The organism is Arthrobacter sp. D1-17 (assembly GCF_054130535.1).
In genome coordinates this window covers 2,632,050-2,650,757 of record NZ_CP096382.1, presented here as the reverse complement: position 1 = coordinate 2,650,757, position 18,708 = coordinate 2,632,050, and the positions used below count along the sequence as shown (strand labels likewise).

Genomic DNA, 18,708 nt, shown 5'->3' with positions numbered 1-18,708 from the left:
TCGTGTGCGGGTGCTAGGCGCGGGTGGGTCTGGGCGCGGCGTACATTTCGTCGATGACCGGTTCGAAGTCCTTCATGACCTGCGCCCGCTTGACCTTCATGGACGGGGTCAGGTGGCCCGAGGCCTCGGTGAAGTCGCGCGGCACGATCCGGAACGACCTGATGGCCTCGGCCTGCGAAACGGAATGGTTCGCGTTGTTGATCAATTCCTGCACTGCGGCCCTCACGGTGTCGTTGTCGGCCGCCTCGGCAACAGTGGTTTCAGCGGGCAGCCCATGCCGCTGCAGCCATCCCGGAAGGGCTTCCTCGTCGAGCGTCACGAGAGCACCGATGAAGGGCCGGTTATCGCCCACCACGAGCACCTGGGACACCAGCGCGTCGGCACGGATCTGGTCTTCGAGCAGGGCCGGAATCACGTTCTTGCCCCCGGCCGTAACGATGATTTCCTTCTTCCGGCCGGTGATGGTCAGGAAGCCGTCAGCATCCAGCTGGCCGATGTCTCCAGTCCGGAACCACCCGTCGACGAAAGCCTCAGCCGTCAGGTCCTCGCGCTTGTAGTAGCCCTTCATGACACAGACGCCCTTGGTGAGGATCTCGCCATCGTCCGCAATTTTTACCGTATTGCCGGGAATCGGTGCCCCAACAGTCCCGATCTTGATGCGCTCGGGCGTGTTAACGCTGACCGGGGCCGTGGTCTCTGTGAGGCCGTAGCCTTCGAGGATCTGCAGGCCGATGCCCTGGAAGAAATGGCCCAGCCGCTCGCCCAGGGGACCGCCTCCTGACACAGCATGGGCGACCTCGCCGCCCATCGCGGCGCGGAGCTTGCCGTAAACGAGCTTATCGAAGAGGGCGTGCCTGATCTTCAGCCCGACACCCACCTTGCCCTCCTGGCGGGCGCGGGAGTAGGCGATGGCCGTGTCCGCCGCCTTGTGGAAAATCGCGCCTTTCCCGCCGTCTTCCGCTTTGGTCAGTGCGGAGTTGTATACCTTCTCGAAGACACGCGGTACGGCGAGGATGAACGTGGGCTTGTAGCTCTGCAGGTCAGGCAGCAGGTGCTTGATGTCAGGCGTGTGTGCGACCGTGACGCCGGCCCCCACGGCCAGGACGGAGATGAACCGTGCGAACACGTGCGCCATCGGGAGGAACATGATGGTCCGCGCCTGCTCGTTGACAATCTGGCGCAGGGACGTGGCCAGCGCGTTCTCCGTCAGTTCAACAAAGTTTCCGTGGGTCAGTTCGCAGCCCTTTGGCCGTCCCGTGGTGCCGGAGGTATAGATGATCGTGGCGACGTCGCCCAACCCGGCTGTGGTCCGCCGCTTCTCAAGTTCGTCGTCGCTGACATCTGTCCCGGCCTCCCGGAGAGCATTTAGCCCTTCGCCCTCGAGCTGCCAGACCCGGCTCAGGGCGGTCAGGCCTTCGGAAGCGGCCGCCTGCCTGATGACGTTTTCGTGGTGGGCCGCTTCGCCGAACGCGGCCACCGCACCCGAGTCGCCGAGGTTCCAGGCCACTTGGGACGGGGAGGATGTTTCATAGATGGGGACCGAAATACCGCCGGCGAACCAGATGGCGAAGTCAACCAGCGCCCACTCGTACCGCGTCCGGGACATGATTCCGACCCGGTCCCCGGCCTGCACGCCGCTGGCAATCAGCCCCTTTGCGAGGGCGGACACATCCTCGCGGAAGTCAGAGGCGGTGATGTCCTGCCACCGGCCTGAGGCATCCAGCCGCGAGTAGAGTGCCGGATTCGATGTCTTCGCCGCCTGGCGCACCAGAAGATCCGTGATGTTGGAGTCCGAAGGGACGTTGACCAGGGGCGGAACACTGAATTCGCGCACGATAGCTCCTTTGATATCCGTAGGCCGCTGTGGTTAGTCACCACCTTAGTACCCCGCCGCCCGAGGCGGGCTTAGGCCCGCTACCAGCACAAACAGTTACGTGATGTCGAGGTTGCGCCACTGTGAACGGGAGGCAAAACCGCAGGCGGGGGCACCTAGAATGGGGACTTATGCAGCCATTCCCGCCGACCGAACAGTCCGGACCGACTGACACAGCCCGCCTGTTCAGCACGACCCCCCGCTCCAGGCCCGTTTGGCGGCGAAGCCGGGCTGGCCAGCCGGGCGGAAGTGCACCCTACCGCACGCTCCGGCAGCACCTGCGTCCGGCGGCCAATGGCCTGGCCATCGGCATTGACATCGGCGGGACGAAGGTTGCGGCGGGCGTCGTTGATGGTGAAGGGCGCATTCTCCGGGAAGCCAGGCGCTCCACGCCCGGGAGCAATCCCCGGGCGGTCGAACAGGTCATTGTGGAGCTGGTGGAGGAACTCAGTCGCGGCGCCCGCATCAGGTCGGTGGGCATCGGCGCCGCCGGCTGGATGGACCTGGACGGTGGCACCGTGCTCTTCAGCCCGCACCTTGCCTGGCGCAACGAACCTCTGCGGGATAACCTCCAGCGCTTGCTTCGGCGCCCTGTGATGCTGACCAATGACGCCGACGCGGCAGCCTGGGCCGAATGGCGCTTTGGTGCGGGCCAGGGCCAGGACCGGCTCGTGTGCATCACACTGGGCACGGGGATTGGCGGGGCCATGGTGATGGACGGCCGCGTGGAGCGGGGCCGCTTCGGCGTTGCGGGCGAATTCGGCCACCAGATCATCATGCCCGGCGGGCACCGCTGCGAATGCGGCAACCGCGGCTGCTGGGAGCAGTATGCCTCCGGCAATGCCCTCGGGCGGGAGGCCCGGGAGCTCGCACTGGCAAACTCGCCGGTGGCGCAGGAGCTTCTCAAGGCCGTTGACGGCCACGCCGAGCGCATCACTGGAGCCACCGTGACGGAACTGGCTATCGCCGGAGACGCTGCGTCGAAGGAACTTCTGGAGGACGTGGGGGACTGGCTGGGACTCGGGCTGGCCAATCTGGCGGCCGCCCTTGATCCTGGAAAGTTCGTGATCGGCGGAGGGCTGTGCGCTGCCGGGGAACTGCTGGTGGCACCGGCACGGAAGGCTTTCGCCCGCAACCTCACTGGCCGCGGTTTCCGCCCGGCCGCTGAAATCGCCCTGGCGGCCTTGGGTCCAAACGCCGGGCTTATCGGTGCGGCTGACTTGTCAAGGGTCAGCAGCCGAACGCACAGCTGACGCCGGCACGTACGGCTAACAGCGCTTACACGCGGGCGCCGTCGTCGTTTTCGTCTTTCTCCTGTGGCAGCTTCATGATCAGGTACACGACGCCCGCCACAAACACGGCCACTATGCCCAGGATCGCCAGCAGGGGTGCTGACCGCCAGAACATGGCGGACAGTACGAGGGCAATCGGGGAACCCACCGCGCCGAGCCACGCAAGCATCGTCAGGGGATCTGTCGCGGAAAGGACGGGCGGGTCCTCAGGCACAAACGCACCCTCTTCGTCATCGACTCCGTAGTCGCGGGGACCCTCCGGCCCGGTTTGCACCGCCTCACCAGTCGCCTCGGCGGCGCGCCGGCGCGCCGCTGCCTGTTCGCGTTCGACGGCGGACGGCTCCACAGGTGCCGCGGCACCGGGAGCCAGGCCGAGCGGATCGAAGTCAGTGAACCGCCTGGCAGGTGCCTCCGGCCCGGCCGAAGAGTCAGCGGATGAAGGACCTGAAGTGCCTGCGGCGGAGGAGCCTGCGGGGTCGGGCGACTGTTCATCTGCCTGGCGGGCATAGTCGGCCGTGCCGGCCTCCAGTTCGGTGCCGGTCCCTGCGTCGGACTTGGAGGTCTTCCCTTCGAGCCTGGCCACGAGGTCGAGCCATACGGCGTCATCCTGGTTGGCGCTGGGATCGGATGGATTCGAATCGGGCCTGTTCATTGGGCTCGCCCTTCTGGCTGGCTGTCGCGGACTGGTAGGGCTCCGGCATCAGCAAGGACGTTCCGGATGAATTCCACCGAGCCGTTGAAGATCTGTCCGGCGTCGTTATCGAGCGTGGCTACATGGTAACTGTTCTCCAACATGGTCACGTTGAGCGGTGCGTGCGTCAGGCCCCGGCGAAGCGCCGTCATACTCGTGTCGGAAACGACATGGTCCACCGTGGAACGAAAAACCTGGACGGGGGCGGTGACCGCCGGCAGCAGCAGGCGCGTGACTTTGAAGAGCTTGTGCAGTTCATGGGCGGCTGCGACAGGTGTCCGGGCGTAGGCGCCTTCATCAACGCCGGGCTTGAGGATGTCATTGCCGATGGACGGCGTGCTCTTCAGCACGAGCTTCAGTATGCCGGCCAGTGGCGCGCGCGGGTCGTCGATGACGAGCGCGGGGTTGACCAGGACAGTGCCTGCGACGGACCGGGTGGCAGCGATGCGCAAGGCAAGCGCGCCTCCCATGGAGATTCCTGCCGCAAAGACGTAGTCGCACTCGGCCTCAAGCTCCAGATACGCAGCATCCATCGCGTCATGCCATTCCATCCAGCGGCTGCGGGCCAATTCCTGCCACGTGGTGCCATGGCCGGGAAGCAGCGGCATGCGGACCGCGAAGCCTGCGTCCGCGAAGGCCCTGGCCCAGGCCCGCACTCCGTGTGGACTTCCGGTAAAGCCGTGCGAGAGTGCAATGCCCACTCGGGGGCCCTCTCCCGAGAACGGGCTGCTGAACGGACTGTGGTCCGGAAGGGTGCTCATTGCTTCTCCGACGATATGGCACTGTTGGCACGGGTGCTGGTTGCCGGTGCGCCTGGATGCGCGTGGTCTGGATGCGCGTGGTCTGGATGCACAGTGTCTGCGTGCATTTGGAAGAACCGCGCCGAGGCCGCGAAAATTTCCTGCGCGTCGACGTCCAGCGTGGCGACATGGCCGCTGTTCTCCAGCAGCACAGTTTCAAGGTTGCCTTTTCCAACATGTGCAGTTCCGAGACGGGCCTTCAACATGGCCAACGACGTGGGCGGCACAACGACGTCGTTCCGGGACTTGAACACCAGCACGGGCGCAGTGACCCGGGGCAGTCCCCGGATGGCTGCTGCGAAGAGCCGTTTCAGCTGATGGACAGCTGCCAGCGGCGTGCGGGAATAGTCGCCGTCCTGCGTGGGGGCCGCCGTCGGATTTTCTTCTTCGATCGGAATAGTGGTCCGCTGGAAGTACTTCAGCAGTCCTATGATCCTGACGCGCCGGTCATAGAAGCTCAGCCCTGGATTCACCACTGCCACGCCAACCACTGAATGGCGGGAGGCTGTCAGCAGCGCGATGGCACCGCCCATGGAAAGTCCGGCTACGAAGCAGGCCTCGGTCCTGCCGGCAAGCTCCAGGTACGTTTTTTCAAAGGCGCCGTGCCAATCCGGCCAGCCTGTTCGCGCCAGGTCCTGCCAGTCTGTTCCGTGACCGGGAAGCAGCGGTACCGAGACGGCGAAGCCGCGTTCCGCCAGATATTCGGCCCAGGGAAGGATGCTCAACGGGCTGCCTGTAAAACCGTGACAGATCGCGATTCCGATGCGCGCATTGGGGCCATGGCCCGGATAGCTGAAAGCGGCGGGCGTCGCCGGGTCGCTGCTTTCCGTCATGAGTCCATCGTGTCACTGTTCGCTGCAAATCTCACTAGAGTAGGGTTGCATTGCAGTGCTGGCGGGCCCCTTGGAGTGCCTGCCAGTTTCCTTCCGGAGGGGTTGGACCGTGTTTTATTGGATCATGAAGAGGATCTTTTTGGGTCCGGTGCTTCGCACTCTTTTCCGGCCGTGGGTTAAGGGGCTGGATAATGTACCGGCCGAGGGACCTGCGATTATTGCCTCAAACCACTTGTCCTTCTCCGACTCGATCTTCATGCCACTGATGGTGTCGCGGCCGGTCATTTTTCTGGCGAAGTCGGAATACTTCACGGGCACCGGGCTCAAGGGCAAGCTGACCGCCATGTTTTTCCGGCTCACGAACCAACTTCCCATGGACCGCTCCGGAGGGGCCGCATCCGCTGCCTCCCTCGAGGCCGGCATGCATGTCCTGAACCACGGGGGACTGCTGGGCATCTATCCGGAGGGTACCCGCAGCCCCGACGGCCGGCTGTACCGCGGCAAGGTGGGCGTTGCCAGGCTGGCGCTGCAGGCCGGGGTTCCGGTGATACCGGTCGCGATGATCGGCACGGACAAAGTCCAGCCGATCGGAAAGAGGCTGCCCAATATCCGGCGTATCGGCATGATTTTCGGTGAGCCCCTGGACTTTAGCAGGTATCAGGGTATGGCAGATGACCGGCTGATTCAGCGGTCGGTGACGGACGAGATCATGTACGAGCTTATGCGCCTGTCCGGGCAGGAATACGTTGACGAGTACGCCGCCGTGGTTAAACTGCGGCTGGCGGGTAAACAACCAGACCAGACCGGTAAGGACCAGACCGGCAAGGACCAGCCAGGCAAGGATCAGCCCGGAGAAGACCGGCGGGGCGCCTGACCTGAGGAGTGCGGGCCGGAGACGCGTGGCGCCGGCATGTAATACGCCGGAGTCTGTGACGCCGGCCGGGGGTCAATGACACTCCGGGTGTCCCGATGACTGTCCGGGCATCTACTCTTAGTAGTGTGACTGAGCTATCCGCAAAACCTGCCCCTTCCACGACCATCACCGCAGTGAACAGCACCGCCCAGAGCGGCGCAGCGAACTATCCGGGACTGGACAACTGGCGGGACCTTCCGATTTCCCAGCAGCCCTCGTGGCAGGACCGTGACGTCTTCGACGCTTCCGTCCGCGAACTCTCGGCACTGCCGCCCCTCGTGTTTGCGGGCGAAGTCGACGTGCTCCGCGAGCGGCTTGCCGCAGCCGCCCAGGGCAAGGCGTTCCTCCTGCAGGGCGGCGACTGTGCCGAAACGTTCGGGGATGCGACGGCTGACAAGATCAGCGCCCGCGTGAAGACTATCCTCCAGATGGCGGTAGTGCTCACCTACGGTGCGGCAATGCCCGTCATCAAGATGGGCCGGATGGCCGGCCAGTTCGCCAAGCCCCGCTCATCGAATGAAGAAACACGCGACGGCGTGACTCTTCCGGCCTACCGCGGCGACATTGTCAACGGGTACGACTTCACTCCCGAATCCCGCGGTCATGATGCCAGCAGGATGCTCAAGGCCTACCACACGTCGGCATCCACGCTGAACCTGATCCGCGCCTTCACGCAGGGCGGGTTCGCTGATCTGCGCCTGGTGCACCAGTGGAACAAGGGCTTCACCGAAAACCCGGCTCACGCCCGCTACGAATCCCTTGCCCGCGACATCGACCGCGCCATCCAGTTCATGGCGTCCTGCGGAGCTGACTTCGAAGCGCTGAAGCGTGTGGAGTTCTACGCCAGCCACGAGGCCCTGCTGCTCGACTATGAGCGCGCCCTGACCCGCATCGACTCGCGCACCGGCTTCCCTTACGACACCTCCGCCCATTTCCTCTGGATCGGTGAGCGGACCCGGGAGCTCGAGCACGCGCATGTCGACTTCCTCTCCCGCGTGCGCAACCCCATCGGCGTTAAGCTTGGCCCCGCCACCACGGGTGATGACGCCCTGCGACTGATCGACAAGCTGGATCCGAACCGCGAGCCGGGCCGACTGACTTTCATCACCCGTATGGGCGCCGGCAACATTCGTGAAAAGCTCCCCGCGGTCGTGGAAAAGGTGACCGCTTCGGGCGCCCAGGTTCTGTGGGTGACCGACCCGATGCACGGTAACACCGTCACCTCGCCGAACGGCTACAAGACCCGTAACTTCGACGACGTCATCGACGAGGTCCGCGGATTCTTCGAAGTGCACCACGCCCTCGGAACCGTGCCGGGCGGCCTTCACGTCGAAATGACCGGCGACGATGTTGCCGAGTGCCTTGGCGGTGCCGACCCCATCGACCAGGAGGCTTTCCTCGACCGCTACGAATCAGTGTGCGATCCGCGCCTGAACCATATGCAGTCGCTGGAGATGGCGTTCCTCGTGGCTGGCGCCCTGACCCGGCGCTGACACCTGGCCCGGCGCTGCAACCTGCCGTGGCGCGGCACAGTGCGGAAGCGGGCTGATAGCAACTGATAAGGACCGGGGCCCGGGGGGAGCAATCATCCCGGAGCCCCGGTCCAAGTGAGGTCTAATCACGCTGGGATCTTGATCAGGCTGTCGTCTGGAGCATACGTCTAGACGACGGTCAGCGTCACCACGGATCCCTCCGGTACCTCTGTGTCCACAGGATCCTGGTCCCGCACCGTTCCGAAGAATCCGCCGAGGATGTTGTTGACCTGGACCTCGAAACCTCGCTTCTCCAGCGCTTCACGGGCATCGCTGACCTGCTCGCCAATGTAATTGGGCACCTTCACGAGCTTCGGGCCTGCGGAAATGGTCAGGGTGACGGTGCTGCCGCGGGTCAGGGTGCCGGAGGCAGGTTCCTGCCTGACAACCGCTCCCTCTGGGATGTTCCTGTCATTGACGGTCATGTCCGCAACAACGGCCACGAGCCCGGCTGCCTCGATGGTCCGGAAGGCTGCAGATTGCTCCGCTCCGCGGACGTCCGGGACGGGGATGGGCTGGGGGCCCTTGGATACAGTGAGGCTAACTGGAGTTCCGTGCTTGACCTGCGCGGCAGCTGCGGGGGCTTGGGCTAGGACCGTGCCTGCCGGTGCCTCTTCATCGAATTTCTCAGTGATTTTTCCAAGGGCCATCTCTGCCCGGTTGAGTGTTTCCTTGGCGGCGTCGAGGGATTTCCCTGCCAGTTGCGGCAGCGGGAAGAGCTGCGGGCCCTTGGAGACGAACAGTGAAACCTGCTGGTACTTGCGGATCTCCGTTCCCGCCTTCGGTTGAGACCCCACTACCAGCCCGGCGCGGACATCGTCGTCGAACACATCCTGGGTGCTGGATTGGAATCCGGCCGCCAGGAGGAGTTGCTGAGCCTCGGCAACAGTCCGGTTGGCCACCGACGGGACGGTGCCGGGTGATCCTGGTCCCATGCCGAAGAACCAGCCGGCACCGGTGGCCAGCAGCGCCGCGATGACCAGGATGACGATCCAGAGAATCCCGCGGCGTCGGGCGTTTCCCTCACGCAGGCTTCGCAGGGGTGTCGCGGCTGCGCGCGTGCGGGCACGTTCATCGACCCGGTCCTGTTTCCGCTGCTCACGCTTACTCAGCGCTCCATGCCCCAGGGCCGACGGGCCTGGCCCGTAACGGTCAAGCGTGCTGCGTTGGTTGTTGCGTGGCCGGTCGGCATCCACCTGAACGCCGTCCAGGGCAGGGCGGGAATCAAAGTCGCTGTCTGTGTCCCGGCCGTATCCAGGAGGGAGCCGGCGTGCGGGGAAGATGGTGGTGGGATTGCTCGTCTGCGCAATGACTTCGGTGGGGCGCTGGCCCCCGCGCCACTGAAGTGTCTGATCCAGCGGAACCTTGTCCCGCATTTCGGAGAGCACCTCGGTATGGCCTCCGGCGCTCCCCGGCCGGGACGGCAGGCGCTGAGGCACAGGCGGTACCGGGATACCGCTTCCTGCCGGCCCTGAGGCCCTAATGCCCGCCGCAGCCGCCGGGCGGCGCTCCCCCCGCGCCGCGGGAGGCTGCAGATCGAGCTCCGCGTCGGAGAGATTGGTGCGGATGTGCCTGAGTTCGGAGAGGAGCGCATTGCCGTCCACGGGACGCTTTTCCGGGTCCTTTGCCGTACACCACTGCACCAGCTCATCAACCTCTGCTGCCAGTCCCGGGACGAGGCTGGACGGCGGAGCGACGGTCGAGTTGACGTGCTGATAGGCAACCTGGATCGGAACGTCGCCGTCGAACGGCTGTTTGCCGGTGAGCATCTCGAAGAGCATGATTCCAGTGGAGTAGATGTCACTGCGCGCATCCGCCGGCCGGCCAAGGACCAGTTCGGGGGAGAGGTACGCGACCGTTCCGATGAGCGTCCCGGTGCTTGTGGTGGTTGTCACCGCCCGGGCGAGCCCGAAGTCGCCGATTTTGATGCGGCCATCGTCCGCGATCAGTACGTTTTCCGGCTTCACGTCCCGGTGAATCAGCCCGGCGTCATGCGCTGAGCCCAGGCCTTCCACCACCGGATCGATCAGGGCAAATGCCAGGCGCGGAGACAGTGCCCCCTTTTCACGAATGACGTCGCGGAGCGTGTGGCCCTTGATGTACTCCATGACCAGATAGGCTGTCTGACCATCATGTCCCTGGTCCAGGACGCCCACGACATGGGGATGCGACAGTTTTGCCGCCGAGCGGGCCTCCCGGGAGAGGCGGTCGAGGAAGCTGTGGTCATTGGCCAAGTGTGGGTGAAGGACCTTGAGCGCGACGTCCCGGTCCAGCCGCTGGTCTGTGGCCAGGTACACGGTGGACATTCCGCCGCCCGCGAGCCTTGAATTTACCTGGTAGCGGTTGTCCACCAGGGAACCAACGAGACGGTCCGACACGTTTTCCTGCACTCTATGATCCTAAATGCTGCACGGAAACAGGCCCGGACCAACATGCAATCCGGACCCGTATCGTTATGCTCTGCCCCTCTATTAAGGGGAAGGAACGTTTGCAGTCTAGGCGAAGTTCTTTCGGTGCGCTTTGATCGCTGCGACGTAAGCCTTCGTGTCCGAGTACATGCCGTACTTGCTGACGGAATACTGGCCCTGGTAGTAGCCGGCAATCGCGTTGTCCAGGTTCTTGCTGGTGCGGATCAGTTGCCGGATGATAGCCACCCCGGCCGTTGCATTGTCATACGGATCAAGCAGGTTCAGCTTCCGGCCCACAAGGTCGGACGCCCACTCGCCGGAGGACGGAATGACCTGCATGGTGCCGATGGCATTTGCAGGGGACACGGCGCGCTGGTTGAAGCCGGATTCCTGGTAGGCGAACGCCAAGGCGAGCGCCGGATCCACCCCCATGCGCCGTGCCGTGTCGGCCACGATGGATTTCATCTGCGCAAGCGAAGGCACGGGAGCCGCGTTGAGCAGGGCCTTGTTCTTGTTGGCGGAGCTCACCACGGCTGCCGGATACGTGAAGCCAAGGAAGGAGCTGGGCACCAGCGGCGTGACGCTCGACGCCGGTTGGACGGGGCTCGTGGACTTCCCCGGGATCGCGAGTTTGTTACCGGGGTAGATGGTGCTGGTTACCTTGAGCCGGTTGGCGGAGAGTAGATCCGCCAACCTGATGCCGTGACGTGCAGCAATGCCGGAAAGCGTATCTCCGGACTTGATGGTATAGGAGCGCGAGGAGACGGTGCGGGCGGGCGCCGGCGCGGATTTAGTTGGTGCTGGGGAAGCCGCCGTCCCGCCGAGCCGGATCTTCTGGCCCGGGTAGATGATCGAGTTTACGGACAACCGGTTCCAGCTCAGTACCTGTGAAAGCTTCACGCCGTGCCTAGCCGCGATCCCGCCCAGGGTGTCTCCGGATTTCACGGTGTACGTCCTGGTGGCCGAGCTGGCAGGGGCAACATGGGTGGCTGTCCCGGCTGGCGAGGCGCCTTTTAGCTTTAGCTTCTGCCCCGGGTAAATCACCGAGTTCGACCTGAGGTTGTTCAGCTTGAGAACGGCCGAAGTACTCAGGCCATAGCGTGCGGCGATGCCGCTGACTGTATCGCCGCGTACAACCCGGTGGCTGCTGGGGGTGACGCGGGCAGGCTGCAGGCCGGACGGGATGGAGGCCGGGACGGATGCAGGGGGAATTACTCCAGCCTTGACCGCAGCAGCCTGCGCCTCCATGGCGGCAGCAAGCGTTGCAGGAATTGCGCTGGGCCTCGTGTCGGCGCTGGCCGGCTGAGCGAGTGCCAGAGAAGACAGCATGACGGCGGGCAGGGTTGCCGTCGTCGCAGCAATCATAGGAAGGCTCTGCCTGGGGGGCTGCTTTGGCGAGCTGGTCGGCGTCATGGGAGAGATCCTCTTCTCAGCGGCGAATGCTGTCTGTCAGGCACGTGTGACTATTGATACTACTGTTACTGAAGTTCTTTTTGTTACGAATGTGATCAATGAGAATCTCTCATGATTTCGCAAATAGCACAAGAACGGGCTCATGCCCGTCAAGCCCGGATATCTGGGAGTGTCGCCCGGCGAGGGCGGACGTTATGCATGTCGACCAGCCGCTGACTAGGCGTGCAGGCGCCAGCCGTGGCAACCTTGACCCGTGAGTACTGTAGAAAGCCTTGTTGGCGACTGGTTGCCCCTGCCCGACGTAGCCGAGTTGCTGGACGTTTCCATTACCAAAGTCCATGGGTTGCTGGATGAGCGCGCCCTTGCCGCCATCCGGGTGGGCGAACGCAAGATCCGTTCTGTGCCGGCCGCTTTCCTCCAGGACGGACACGTCGTGGAGAGCCTCAAGGGCACCATTGTTGTCCTGTCTGATGCCGGGTATTCGGACGAGGAACTGATTACCTGGCTCTTCACGCCCGACGATTCACTGCGTGGCCGCCCGATCGACGCCCTCAGGGAGGGCCGCAAAACGGAAATTCGCCGCCGCGCCCAGTCGCTGGCCTGGTAAGGCAAGCCCACACGCTAAAGCACGCCAGGTCGTTCCGGCTCTGGAACGACCTGGCGTGGGAACGACCTGAGGTGTTATTAGAGTGCCGTCCTGGCGGCGGGGCTATTAAGCGGCTCGGCTGACGGTTGCTTCGGCGAGCTTCCTCAATGCGGTCTTGGGAAGGTCGTCCAGCGGGAGCAGCTCCAGTGCCTCATAGGCCGCGGCCCCAAACTCTTCAATCAGGACTTCGGTGGCGTGCAGGGCGCCGCAATCGGCGATGATCCTGCGGATTTCTGCCACGTCTTCCTCGCCCAGGTCGGGACTGCCGAGCTTGGCGTCGATGAAGGCTGATTCTTCAGGTGTGGAGAGGTCCAGGGCGAAGGCCACCAGGACGGTGCGCTTTCCCTCCCTGAGGTCGTCTCCCGCCGGCTTGCCGGTGGTAACGGGATCCCCAAATACGCCCAGCACGTCGTCCCGGAGCTGGAATGCTTCGCCGAGCGGCAGCGCGAAAGCGGAGTATCCGCGGAGCAGGTCGTCCGTCGCCCCGCCCAGGGCTCCACCCAGGGCAAGCGGGTGTTCAGTGGAGTACTTGGCGGATTTGAACCGGATGATCGACTGGGCCCGGCTCACAGCACCTGCACGGTCGCGGACCGGACCCGCCACTTCTTCGAGGATGTCGAGGTATTGTCCGGCCATGACCTCGGCGCGCATGAGATTGAAGATCAGCCGTGCCCGGCTTCCGGAGGCCGCCTGCTCGCCAATCTCGGTGAAGGCTTCCTCGCTGAAGGAAAGGCACAGATCCCCGGCCAGGATGGCCGCAGCGTGGCCGAAACGTTCACTGTCCAGCGCCCAGCCCTGGCTCTCGTGCAGTTGGCTGAAGCGGCGGTGGACGCTTGGACCTCCGCGCCGCGTATCTGAGCGGTCAATAATGTCATCGTGAATGAGGGCCGCGGCTTGGAAGAGTTCGAGGGCTGCCCCCGCCGTGATGACGTCCTCTGCTGCCGCCGGCGCGCCGGCGCCGCGCCATCCCCAGTAACACATGAGTGCGCGGAGCCGCTTGCCTCCGGTCACCAGGTTTGAGATGGACCCCATAATCGGGTCGATGTCCGGCGAGATCGAGGTCATGACGGAGTGTCTGGACGTGAGGAAGTCCGTGAGCCTGCCTGCCACGGCGGCGACGAAAGCTGCCTGTTCGACGCGGAGCTGTTCGGCTACCGTCACTTGACGGACCCGGGCAACACGTTGGCGCCGATCGTGAAAGTGGAGACACCGGCGGTCTGCGGAACCGCGATGTTGACTGTTTCGGTGCCCGCGCGAACGAAGTCGAGTGAAGCGACGGCGCCTACGGTGGTGCCGGGAACGGCCTTGAAACCCTGAGCCTCCAGCGCCTTGGTATAGAACGCCACCACCGCCGCCGGCTTGGCGGACACGGACCCGACCAGGGCTGCGGTTGCGGGGGAGGAAGACGTGTCGAAACTGCTCGACACAACCTTTGCGCCCGGCATGAGTGGAAGTAGTTTTTGCGGAAAGCCTGCCACGAGCGCACCTATGGCGGCAGTAGTGCCGGGAGACGCCGTCGGGCTGGGCGGTGCCGTGATGGCCGCCCGCGCCGCCTCTGTTACGGATGCAATTTCGGACGCTTGGCCCGATGCGGCAGGTTCGGCGGACCCGGCAGGTCCGGGGGTCGGAGCGCCGCAGGCTGACATCATCACCACCGCGCCGGCCGCAAGCAGGCCGAGGCCTGCAGGCATGTGCGTTCCAATGACCTTCACAGGTGTTTTCCTCCTGGGGTTGATGCCGGATCCAGCCTCCAGTTTAGTCAGCCCTTGGGCATAGGATTGCAGGCGTGGTGCAGGAGACGGATAAGGAGCAACTCGAAGCGCGTCTTCGGGAGCTGCGGCGCAGCAGCATCCTGCACGTGGATATGGACGCGTTCTTCGTGTCCGTGGAACTGCGCTCACGTCCTGAGCTGCACCGAAGACCGGTGATCGTCGGCTTTCCGGCGGAGCGGTCGGTCGTGCTGTCTGCCTCCTACGAAGCGCGCGCGTTTGGAGTCAAGTCGGCCATGCCCATGGCGGTTGCGCACCGGCTGTGCCCGCAGGCGATCATCATTGAGCCGCGGCACAAGCTTTACTACGAAGTCTCGGGGGAGCTCATGCGCATCTTCGAATCCATCACTGAACTGGTGGAGCCGCTGAGCGTCGATGAGGCTTTTCTCGACGTCGGGGGTGCCATACGGCGGCTGGGTCCACCCCGGGCTATTGGCGAGCTGATCCGGCGCAGGGTGGTCCGCGAACTGGGAATCACTGCCTCTGTGGGAATTGCCAGTACCAAATTCGTCGCCAAGATTGCCTCGACCCGCTGCAAGCCCGACGGACTGCTGCTGATCACGCCCGAGCAGACAGTGCCGTACCTTCACAGTCTGCCTGTCAGTGCACTATGGGGTGTCGGCGCCAAGACTGCGGAGGTGCTTGCAAGGATGGGCATCCGGACGGTGGCCGACGTTGCAGCCACTCCCGTCGCGTCCCTGAAGAAGGTGCTGGGGGCCACCGGCGAGCACGTCCACCGGCTGTCCTGGGGGATCGATCCGCGGACGGTCACGCCCGTCAGGGTGGAAAAGAGCATAGGGGCGGAAGAAACCTTCGCTGCGGACACCGCCGATGACGTCCAGCTCCACAGGGAGCTCCTGCGTCTGTCCCACCGCACTGCCGAGCGCCTGCGGGCCTCCGGGATGGTGGCGCGGACCGTTGCACTGAAGCTTCGGTATGCCGACTTCTCTACTGTGACCCGGAGCAGGAAGGTACACACCCCAGTCGACAGCGCCCAGCTGATCTATGCAGTGGTCCTTCAGTTGCTGGACTCCCTGGGGAGCCGGCCTATGACGGTCCGGCTCGTGGGGGTCCGCGCCGAGCAGCTTGAGGCCGCCGCGCAGACGTCCCTCCAGCTGAGTATTGACCGGCGGGATGATAACTGGCGGGCCGCGGAACAGGCGCTGGACCGGGTGGCGGAAAAGTTCGGCAACAAGTCCGTTCTGCCTGCTCGGCTGCTGGACCCAGGGACGGGCTCCTCCAAGCCGCCCCGGCACAAGCTCTGACATGAGCGGAGCGTCCCATTTCTGCCGGATTCAGGCGTCTCAAGCCGTTTTAGCGCGTGAACAGCGTCTTTCACAACACCGCACAACAAACTATCCTTAGAGATACATAGATTTCGAACGTCTGGACATGTGTGGATCGCCTGACCCGCCCGCGTCCTTATGCTTGGATCCCCGGACCTGCCAAGGACGGAGGGCCGGGAACCAGTGAAGCATATGGATCGTTGACGAGGCAGAAACAACTGGTCCCGGCACGTCCGGACGTTGGCCTACTTAAGGAGGTCGTGATGCCGCTCTCGGAGCACGAACAGAAGCTGCTCGAGCAACTCGAGAGGCAACTGCATGAGGACGATCCCAAGTTCGCCAGTTCCATGGGCTCGGATCCAGGCCGTACCTGGTCCACCCGGCACATTGTGATTGGCGTTTTGGCAACACTGGCCGGAGTCATGCTCCTGCTGGTGGGGGTTTCCCTTCAGAACATTTTCGTGGGTGTCCTCGGATTCATCGTCATGGGTGCCGGGGTGTACTTCGCGACGATGCGCAGTGCCTCGACAGGCAAGGCTAAGACGGGCGGCCATGGAAAGAAGTCCAAAGGCAAGAGTTCCTTCATGAGCAGTCTTGAAGAGCGCTGGGATGAAAGGCGCCGCGGCGAGCCCTGACCTGCCGAGCCCTGACCTGCACCGGCCTCGCGCGTCCATATCCCTCCACTTTCTGCCCGGCACTTACCTCCACTTTCCGCCACCTGGCCTTACAGGTGGCCGCATACGAAGACCCGCTCCGGCGGGTCTTCGGTGTTTAAGGCGGGTTTTTGGTCTTTATCGGGTTTGTACACGCGCAGAGGTGGAGCAGCGTGGAAAATCCCTCCACTTCGCTCCCCGCTGCATCTGGCGCGCAAACATGGGCCAATTGTGACCTTAGGAGCCCTATCGTCTCCCGTGTTGCGTTGACTGTGGTGAGAAGTGGAGTAAAGTGGAGCGTGTAAGAGGGTAGTGGCAGCTCGGGGGTTGTTCGGCTTCTGACGGCAGACGGGCGGTGGGCATGTGTTCCTGGGGACACACTCACCGCGTCTGGATGAAAAGGGGCGGATTATTCTTCCCGCTAAGTTCCGTGAGGAGCTTGCCGGCGGACTTGTTCTCACGCGAGGCCAGGAGCGCTGCATCTACGTCTTCAGTGAGCAGGAATTCGCGAGGGTTCACGAGCAGATCCGGGAGGCTCCCATCTCCAATAAGCAAGCTCGTGACTACATTCGTGTGTTTCTCTCCGGAGCCTCGGACGAGGTGCCTGACAAGCAAGGGCGGGTGACTATCCCACCAGCCCTTCGGGAGTACGCAGGCCTTGGCAGGGAGTTGGCTGTCATTGGGGCCGGCACCAGGGCTGAGATCTGGGACGCCGAGGCTTGGAACGTGTACCTGGCGGAGAAGGAAACCTCCTTCTCTGAAACTGACAACCCCATCGCCGGTCTTCTCTGAATGCCGGCGGAAACATGTGAACCTGCTTCTTGAACGAGATCTCCAGCCGCCCATCCACCTTTTCCTGGCTCACTTCCCCGGAGCCAGGCATGGCCAGGATAGGCGCGGATGGGGATCTGGCTTAAGAAGCATTCCGCTTAAAAAGAAGCAACAGTGAGGCAGGGAGGGCGAAGGTATGAACGAGCATGACAATGCCAGACCTACGTCCGAACGCCATGTGCCGGTCCTGAAGGACCGGTGCATCAATTTGCTGGCCCCGGGATTCGAAGCGGCGCGCATGCGCGGCCAGACCCCCGTGGCAATCGACGCCACCCTCGGAATGGGTGGTCACTCCGAAGCAATGCTGCAGCGGTTCCCGGATCTTCACCTGGTCGGCATCGACCGGGATGAGGAGGCCCTGGCCCTGGCCGGCGCGAGGCTGCAACCGTTCGCAGCCCGGACGGACCTGGTCCACGCGGTCTACGACGAAATCGCTGACGTCCTTGAGGACCTCGGAATCTCCGAAGTCCACGGGATCCTGATGGACCTCGGGGTGTCTTCGCTGCAGCTTGATGAGCGGGAGCGCGGCTTCGCCTACTCCTTCGATGCTCCGCTTGACATGCGGATGGACACTAGCCGCGGCCAGACCGCGGCCGATGTTGTTAACAGCTACAGCGAGGAAGAGCTCGTCCGAATCATCCGAAAATGGGGCGAGGAGAAGTTCGCCGGCCGGATCGCGCACCGGATCGTGGCGGCCCGGGCCGCCAAACCCTTCACAACAACAGGCGAACTCGTGGAGCAGATCCGTGCCGTTGTTCCCGCCGGCGCGGCCAAGTCCGGGGGACATCCGGCCAAGCGGACATTCCAGGCGTTGCGGATCGAAGTCAACGAGGAACTTGACGTCCTGGAGCGGGCAGTGCCGGCAGCCGTGGACGCCCTTGCCATGGGCGGGCGGCTTGTTGTCATGTCCTACCACTCGCTTGAGGACAAGATTGTGAAGAGCGTATTCCAGTCGCGGTCAAAGTCTTCAGCTCCGTTGGGCTTTCCGGTGGAGCTTGAAGAACACAAAGCCGAACTGAAGACCCTGACCAAAGGCACCGAAGTGCCGACCGCCGTCGAAATAGCCGAGAATCCGCGTGCAGCATCCGCCAGGCTGCGCGCCGTGGAACGTATCCGAGCCAGGAGAGCCGCATGAGCACCGCAGCCGCCAAGAACCTCGCCTTCGCGCCCGGCCCCCGCGCCGCCGAAGTTGATCCCCGGCTCACCGGTGCCCGCAAGGCCCGGACACCGCTGTCCGTGGTCCGTTCAGCTCCCAGGAAACGCCGAGCGCCCTTTGTGGTTCTCTGCTTCGGCCTGCTGGCCGTAGCCCTGATAGCCGTCCTCGTTCTCAACATCTCGGTATCCACCGCCCAGTACCAGCTGGTAAAGCTGCGCAGCGACCAAACGGCCCTGACGAAGCAGAACCAGGATCTGACACAGCAGGTGCAAAACTTCCAGGCTCCCCAGAATCTGGCGGCCAAGGCCTCAGAATTGGGGATGGTTGCATCCACCGGCAAGGGGCAGATCGATCTGTCGACGCTGACGGTCAGCGGTTCGGCTAAGCCGGCGGCCAAGGGAGACTCTGCGGGTGCGGTCATCGCGGCCCCGGCTGTTCCCGGCCAGCTCAACGTGGTGCCGCCGTCGATCACCAATGAACCGCTTGAGAGCCGGAAGCCTGTCGCGGAAGCCGTGGCGGAGCCGGTTAAGAAGGCAGCAGCGGCAAAGCCGGCCGCTGTCCTGAATGGAGGCACCATCCCGGCGCCCGCCCAAAAGGTACCGGGGCAGTAGC

General features: G+C 63.9%; 17 protein-coding genes. 9 read left to right on the top strand and 8 right to left on the bottom strand.

Annotation, left to right across the window (positions count from 1 at the left end; all coding sequences use genetic code 11):
* Positions 1-13 precede the first annotated feature (13 nt).
* Positions 14-1,834: an AMP-dependent synthetase/ligase gene (locus M1E01_RS12335; protein WP_457971880.1), complete on the bottom strand. Its 1,821-nt coding sequence runs from the start codon at positions 1,832-1,834 to the stop codon at positions 14-16.
* 170 nt (positions 1,835-2,004) lie between these two features.
* Between M1E01_RS12335 and M1E01_RS12330 the strand changes: the two genes are divergently transcribed.
* A complete protein-coding gene (locus M1E01_RS12330; RefSeq protein WP_457971879.1) occupies positions 2,005-3,126 on the top strand; it encodes an ROK family glucokinase in 1,122 nt (373 codons plus the stop codon).
* Between the two features lie 25 nt (positions 3,127-3,151).
* Here the strand turns inward: M1E01_RS12330 and M1E01_RS12325 are convergent, their stop codons facing one another.
* From M1E01_RS12325 to M1E01_RS12315, 3 genes are read right to left on the bottom strand one after another with little or no spacing between them, the layout of a single operon-like run.
* The gene (locus tag M1E01_RS12325; protein WP_457971878.1) at positions 3,152-3,817 is read right to left on the bottom strand and encodes a hypothetical protein; all 666 of its coding nucleotides are present in this window, start codon (positions 3,815-3,817) and stop codon (positions 3,152-3,154) included.
* Positions 3,814-4,617, bottom strand: coding sequence for an alpha/beta hydrolase (locus tag M1E01_RS12320; protein WP_457971877.1), 804 nt, complete (start codon positions 4,615-4,617; stop codon positions 3,814-3,816). Before M1E01_RS12320 ends, M1E01_RS12325 begins: the two co-directional genes overlap by 4 nt.
* On the bottom strand, positions 4,614-5,489 hold the full coding sequence (locus M1E01_RS12315) for an alpha/beta hydrolase (protein WP_457971876.1): 876 nt from the start codon (positions 5,487-5,489) through the stop codon (positions 4,614-4,616). Before M1E01_RS12315 ends, M1E01_RS12320 begins: the two co-directional genes overlap by 4 nt.
* Positions 5,490-5,598: 109 nt before the next feature.
* On the opposite strand from M1E01_RS12315, the gene M1E01_RS12310 reads away from it, so the two are divergent.
* Both M1E01_RS12310 and M1E01_RS12305 read left to right on the top strand, forming a co-directional pair.
* A complete protein-coding gene (locus M1E01_RS12310; protein ID WP_457971875.1) occupies positions 5,599-6,363 on the top strand; it encodes a lysophospholipid acyltransferase family protein in 765 nt (254 codons plus the stop codon).
* A 125-nt stretch (positions 6,364-6,488) separates the two neighbouring features.
* Positions 6,489-7,895 (top strand): class II 3-deoxy-7-phosphoheptulonate synthase, encoded by a 1,407-nt coding sequence (locus tag M1E01_RS12305; protein WP_457971874.1) that lies wholly within the window; start codon positions 6,489-6,491, stop codon positions 7,893-7,895.
* 167 nt (positions 7,896-8,062) lie between these two features.
* Here the strand turns inward: M1E01_RS12305 and M1E01_RS12300 are convergent, their stop codons facing one another.
* Together M1E01_RS12300 and M1E01_RS12295 are read right to left on the bottom strand one after the other, a co-directional pair.
* Positions 8,063-10,324: a protein kinase domain-containing protein gene (locus M1E01_RS12300; protein ID WP_457971873.1), complete on the bottom strand. Its 2,262-nt coding sequence runs from the start codon at positions 10,322-10,324 to the stop codon at positions 8,063-8,065.
* 105 nt (positions 10,325-10,429) lie between these two features.
* Entirely contained in the window at positions 10,430-11,755 is a 1,326-nt protein-coding gene (locus M1E01_RS12295) for a LysM peptidoglycan-binding domain-containing protein (protein ID WP_457971872.1), read from the bottom strand.
* Between the two features lie 253 nt (positions 11,756-12,008).
* Between M1E01_RS12295 and M1E01_RS12290 the strand changes: the two genes are divergently transcribed.
* Positions 12,009-12,362 carry an Rv2175c family DNA-binding protein gene (locus tag M1E01_RS12290; protein WP_457971871.1) on the top strand — a complete coding sequence of 118 codons (354 nt, stop codon included), beginning with the start codon at positions 12,009-12,011 and terminating at the stop codon, positions 12,360-12,362.
* A 105-nt stretch (positions 12,363-12,467) separates the two neighbouring features.
* Here the strand turns inward: M1E01_RS12290 and M1E01_RS12285 are convergent, their stop codons facing one another.
* Both M1E01_RS12285 and M1E01_RS12280 read right to left on the bottom strand, forming a co-directional pair.
* Positions 12,468-13,562 carry a polyprenyl synthetase family protein gene (locus tag M1E01_RS12285; protein ID WP_457971870.1) on the bottom strand — a complete coding sequence of 365 codons (1,095 nt, stop codon included), beginning with the start codon at positions 13,560-13,562 and terminating at the stop codon, positions 12,468-12,470.
* Positions 13,559-14,113, bottom strand: coding sequence for a hypothetical protein (locus M1E01_RS12280; protein WP_457971869.1), 555 nt, complete (start codon positions 14,111-14,113; stop codon positions 13,559-13,561). Before M1E01_RS12280 ends, M1E01_RS12285 begins: the two co-directional genes overlap by 4 nt.
* Positions 14,114-14,187: 74 nt before the next feature.
* On the opposite strand from M1E01_RS12280, the gene dinB reads away from it, so the two are divergent.
* The 5 genes from dinB (at position 14,188) to M1E01_RS12255 (ending at position 18,707) form a co-directional block, all read left to right on the top strand.
* Positions 14,188-15,435, top strand: coding sequence for a DNA polymerase IV (gene dinB / locus M1E01_RS12275; protein ID WP_457971868.1), 1,248 nt, complete (start codon positions 14,188-14,190; stop codon positions 15,433-15,435).
* Between the two features lie 284 nt (positions 15,436-15,719).
* Positions 15,720-16,091 carry a DUF3040 domain-containing protein gene (locus M1E01_RS12270; RefSeq protein WP_400480719.1) on the top strand — a complete coding sequence of 124 codons (372 nt, stop codon included), beginning with the start codon at positions 15,720-15,722 and terminating at the stop codon, positions 16,089-16,091.
* Between the two features lie 381 nt (positions 16,092-16,472).
* Positions 16,473-16,901: a division/cell wall cluster transcriptional repressor MraZ gene (gene mraZ, locus M1E01_RS12265; RefSeq protein ID WP_457971867.1), complete on the top strand. Its 429-nt coding sequence runs from the start codon at positions 16,473-16,475 to the stop codon at positions 16,899-16,901.
* A 175-nt stretch (positions 16,902-17,076) separates the two neighbouring features.
* Positions 17,077-18,075, top strand: coding sequence for a 16S rRNA (cytosine(1402)-N(4))-methyltransferase RsmH (gene rsmH / locus M1E01_RS12260; RefSeq protein ID WP_457971866.1), 999 nt, complete (start codon positions 17,077-17,079; stop codon positions 18,073-18,075).
* A complete protein-coding gene (locus M1E01_RS12255; RefSeq protein ID WP_457971865.1) occupies positions 18,072-18,707 on the top strand; it encodes a hypothetical protein in 636 nt (211 codons plus the stop codon). The genes rsmH and M1E01_RS12255 overlap by 4 nt, the downstream gene beginning before the upstream one ends.
* Position 18,708 lies beyond the last annotated feature (1 nt).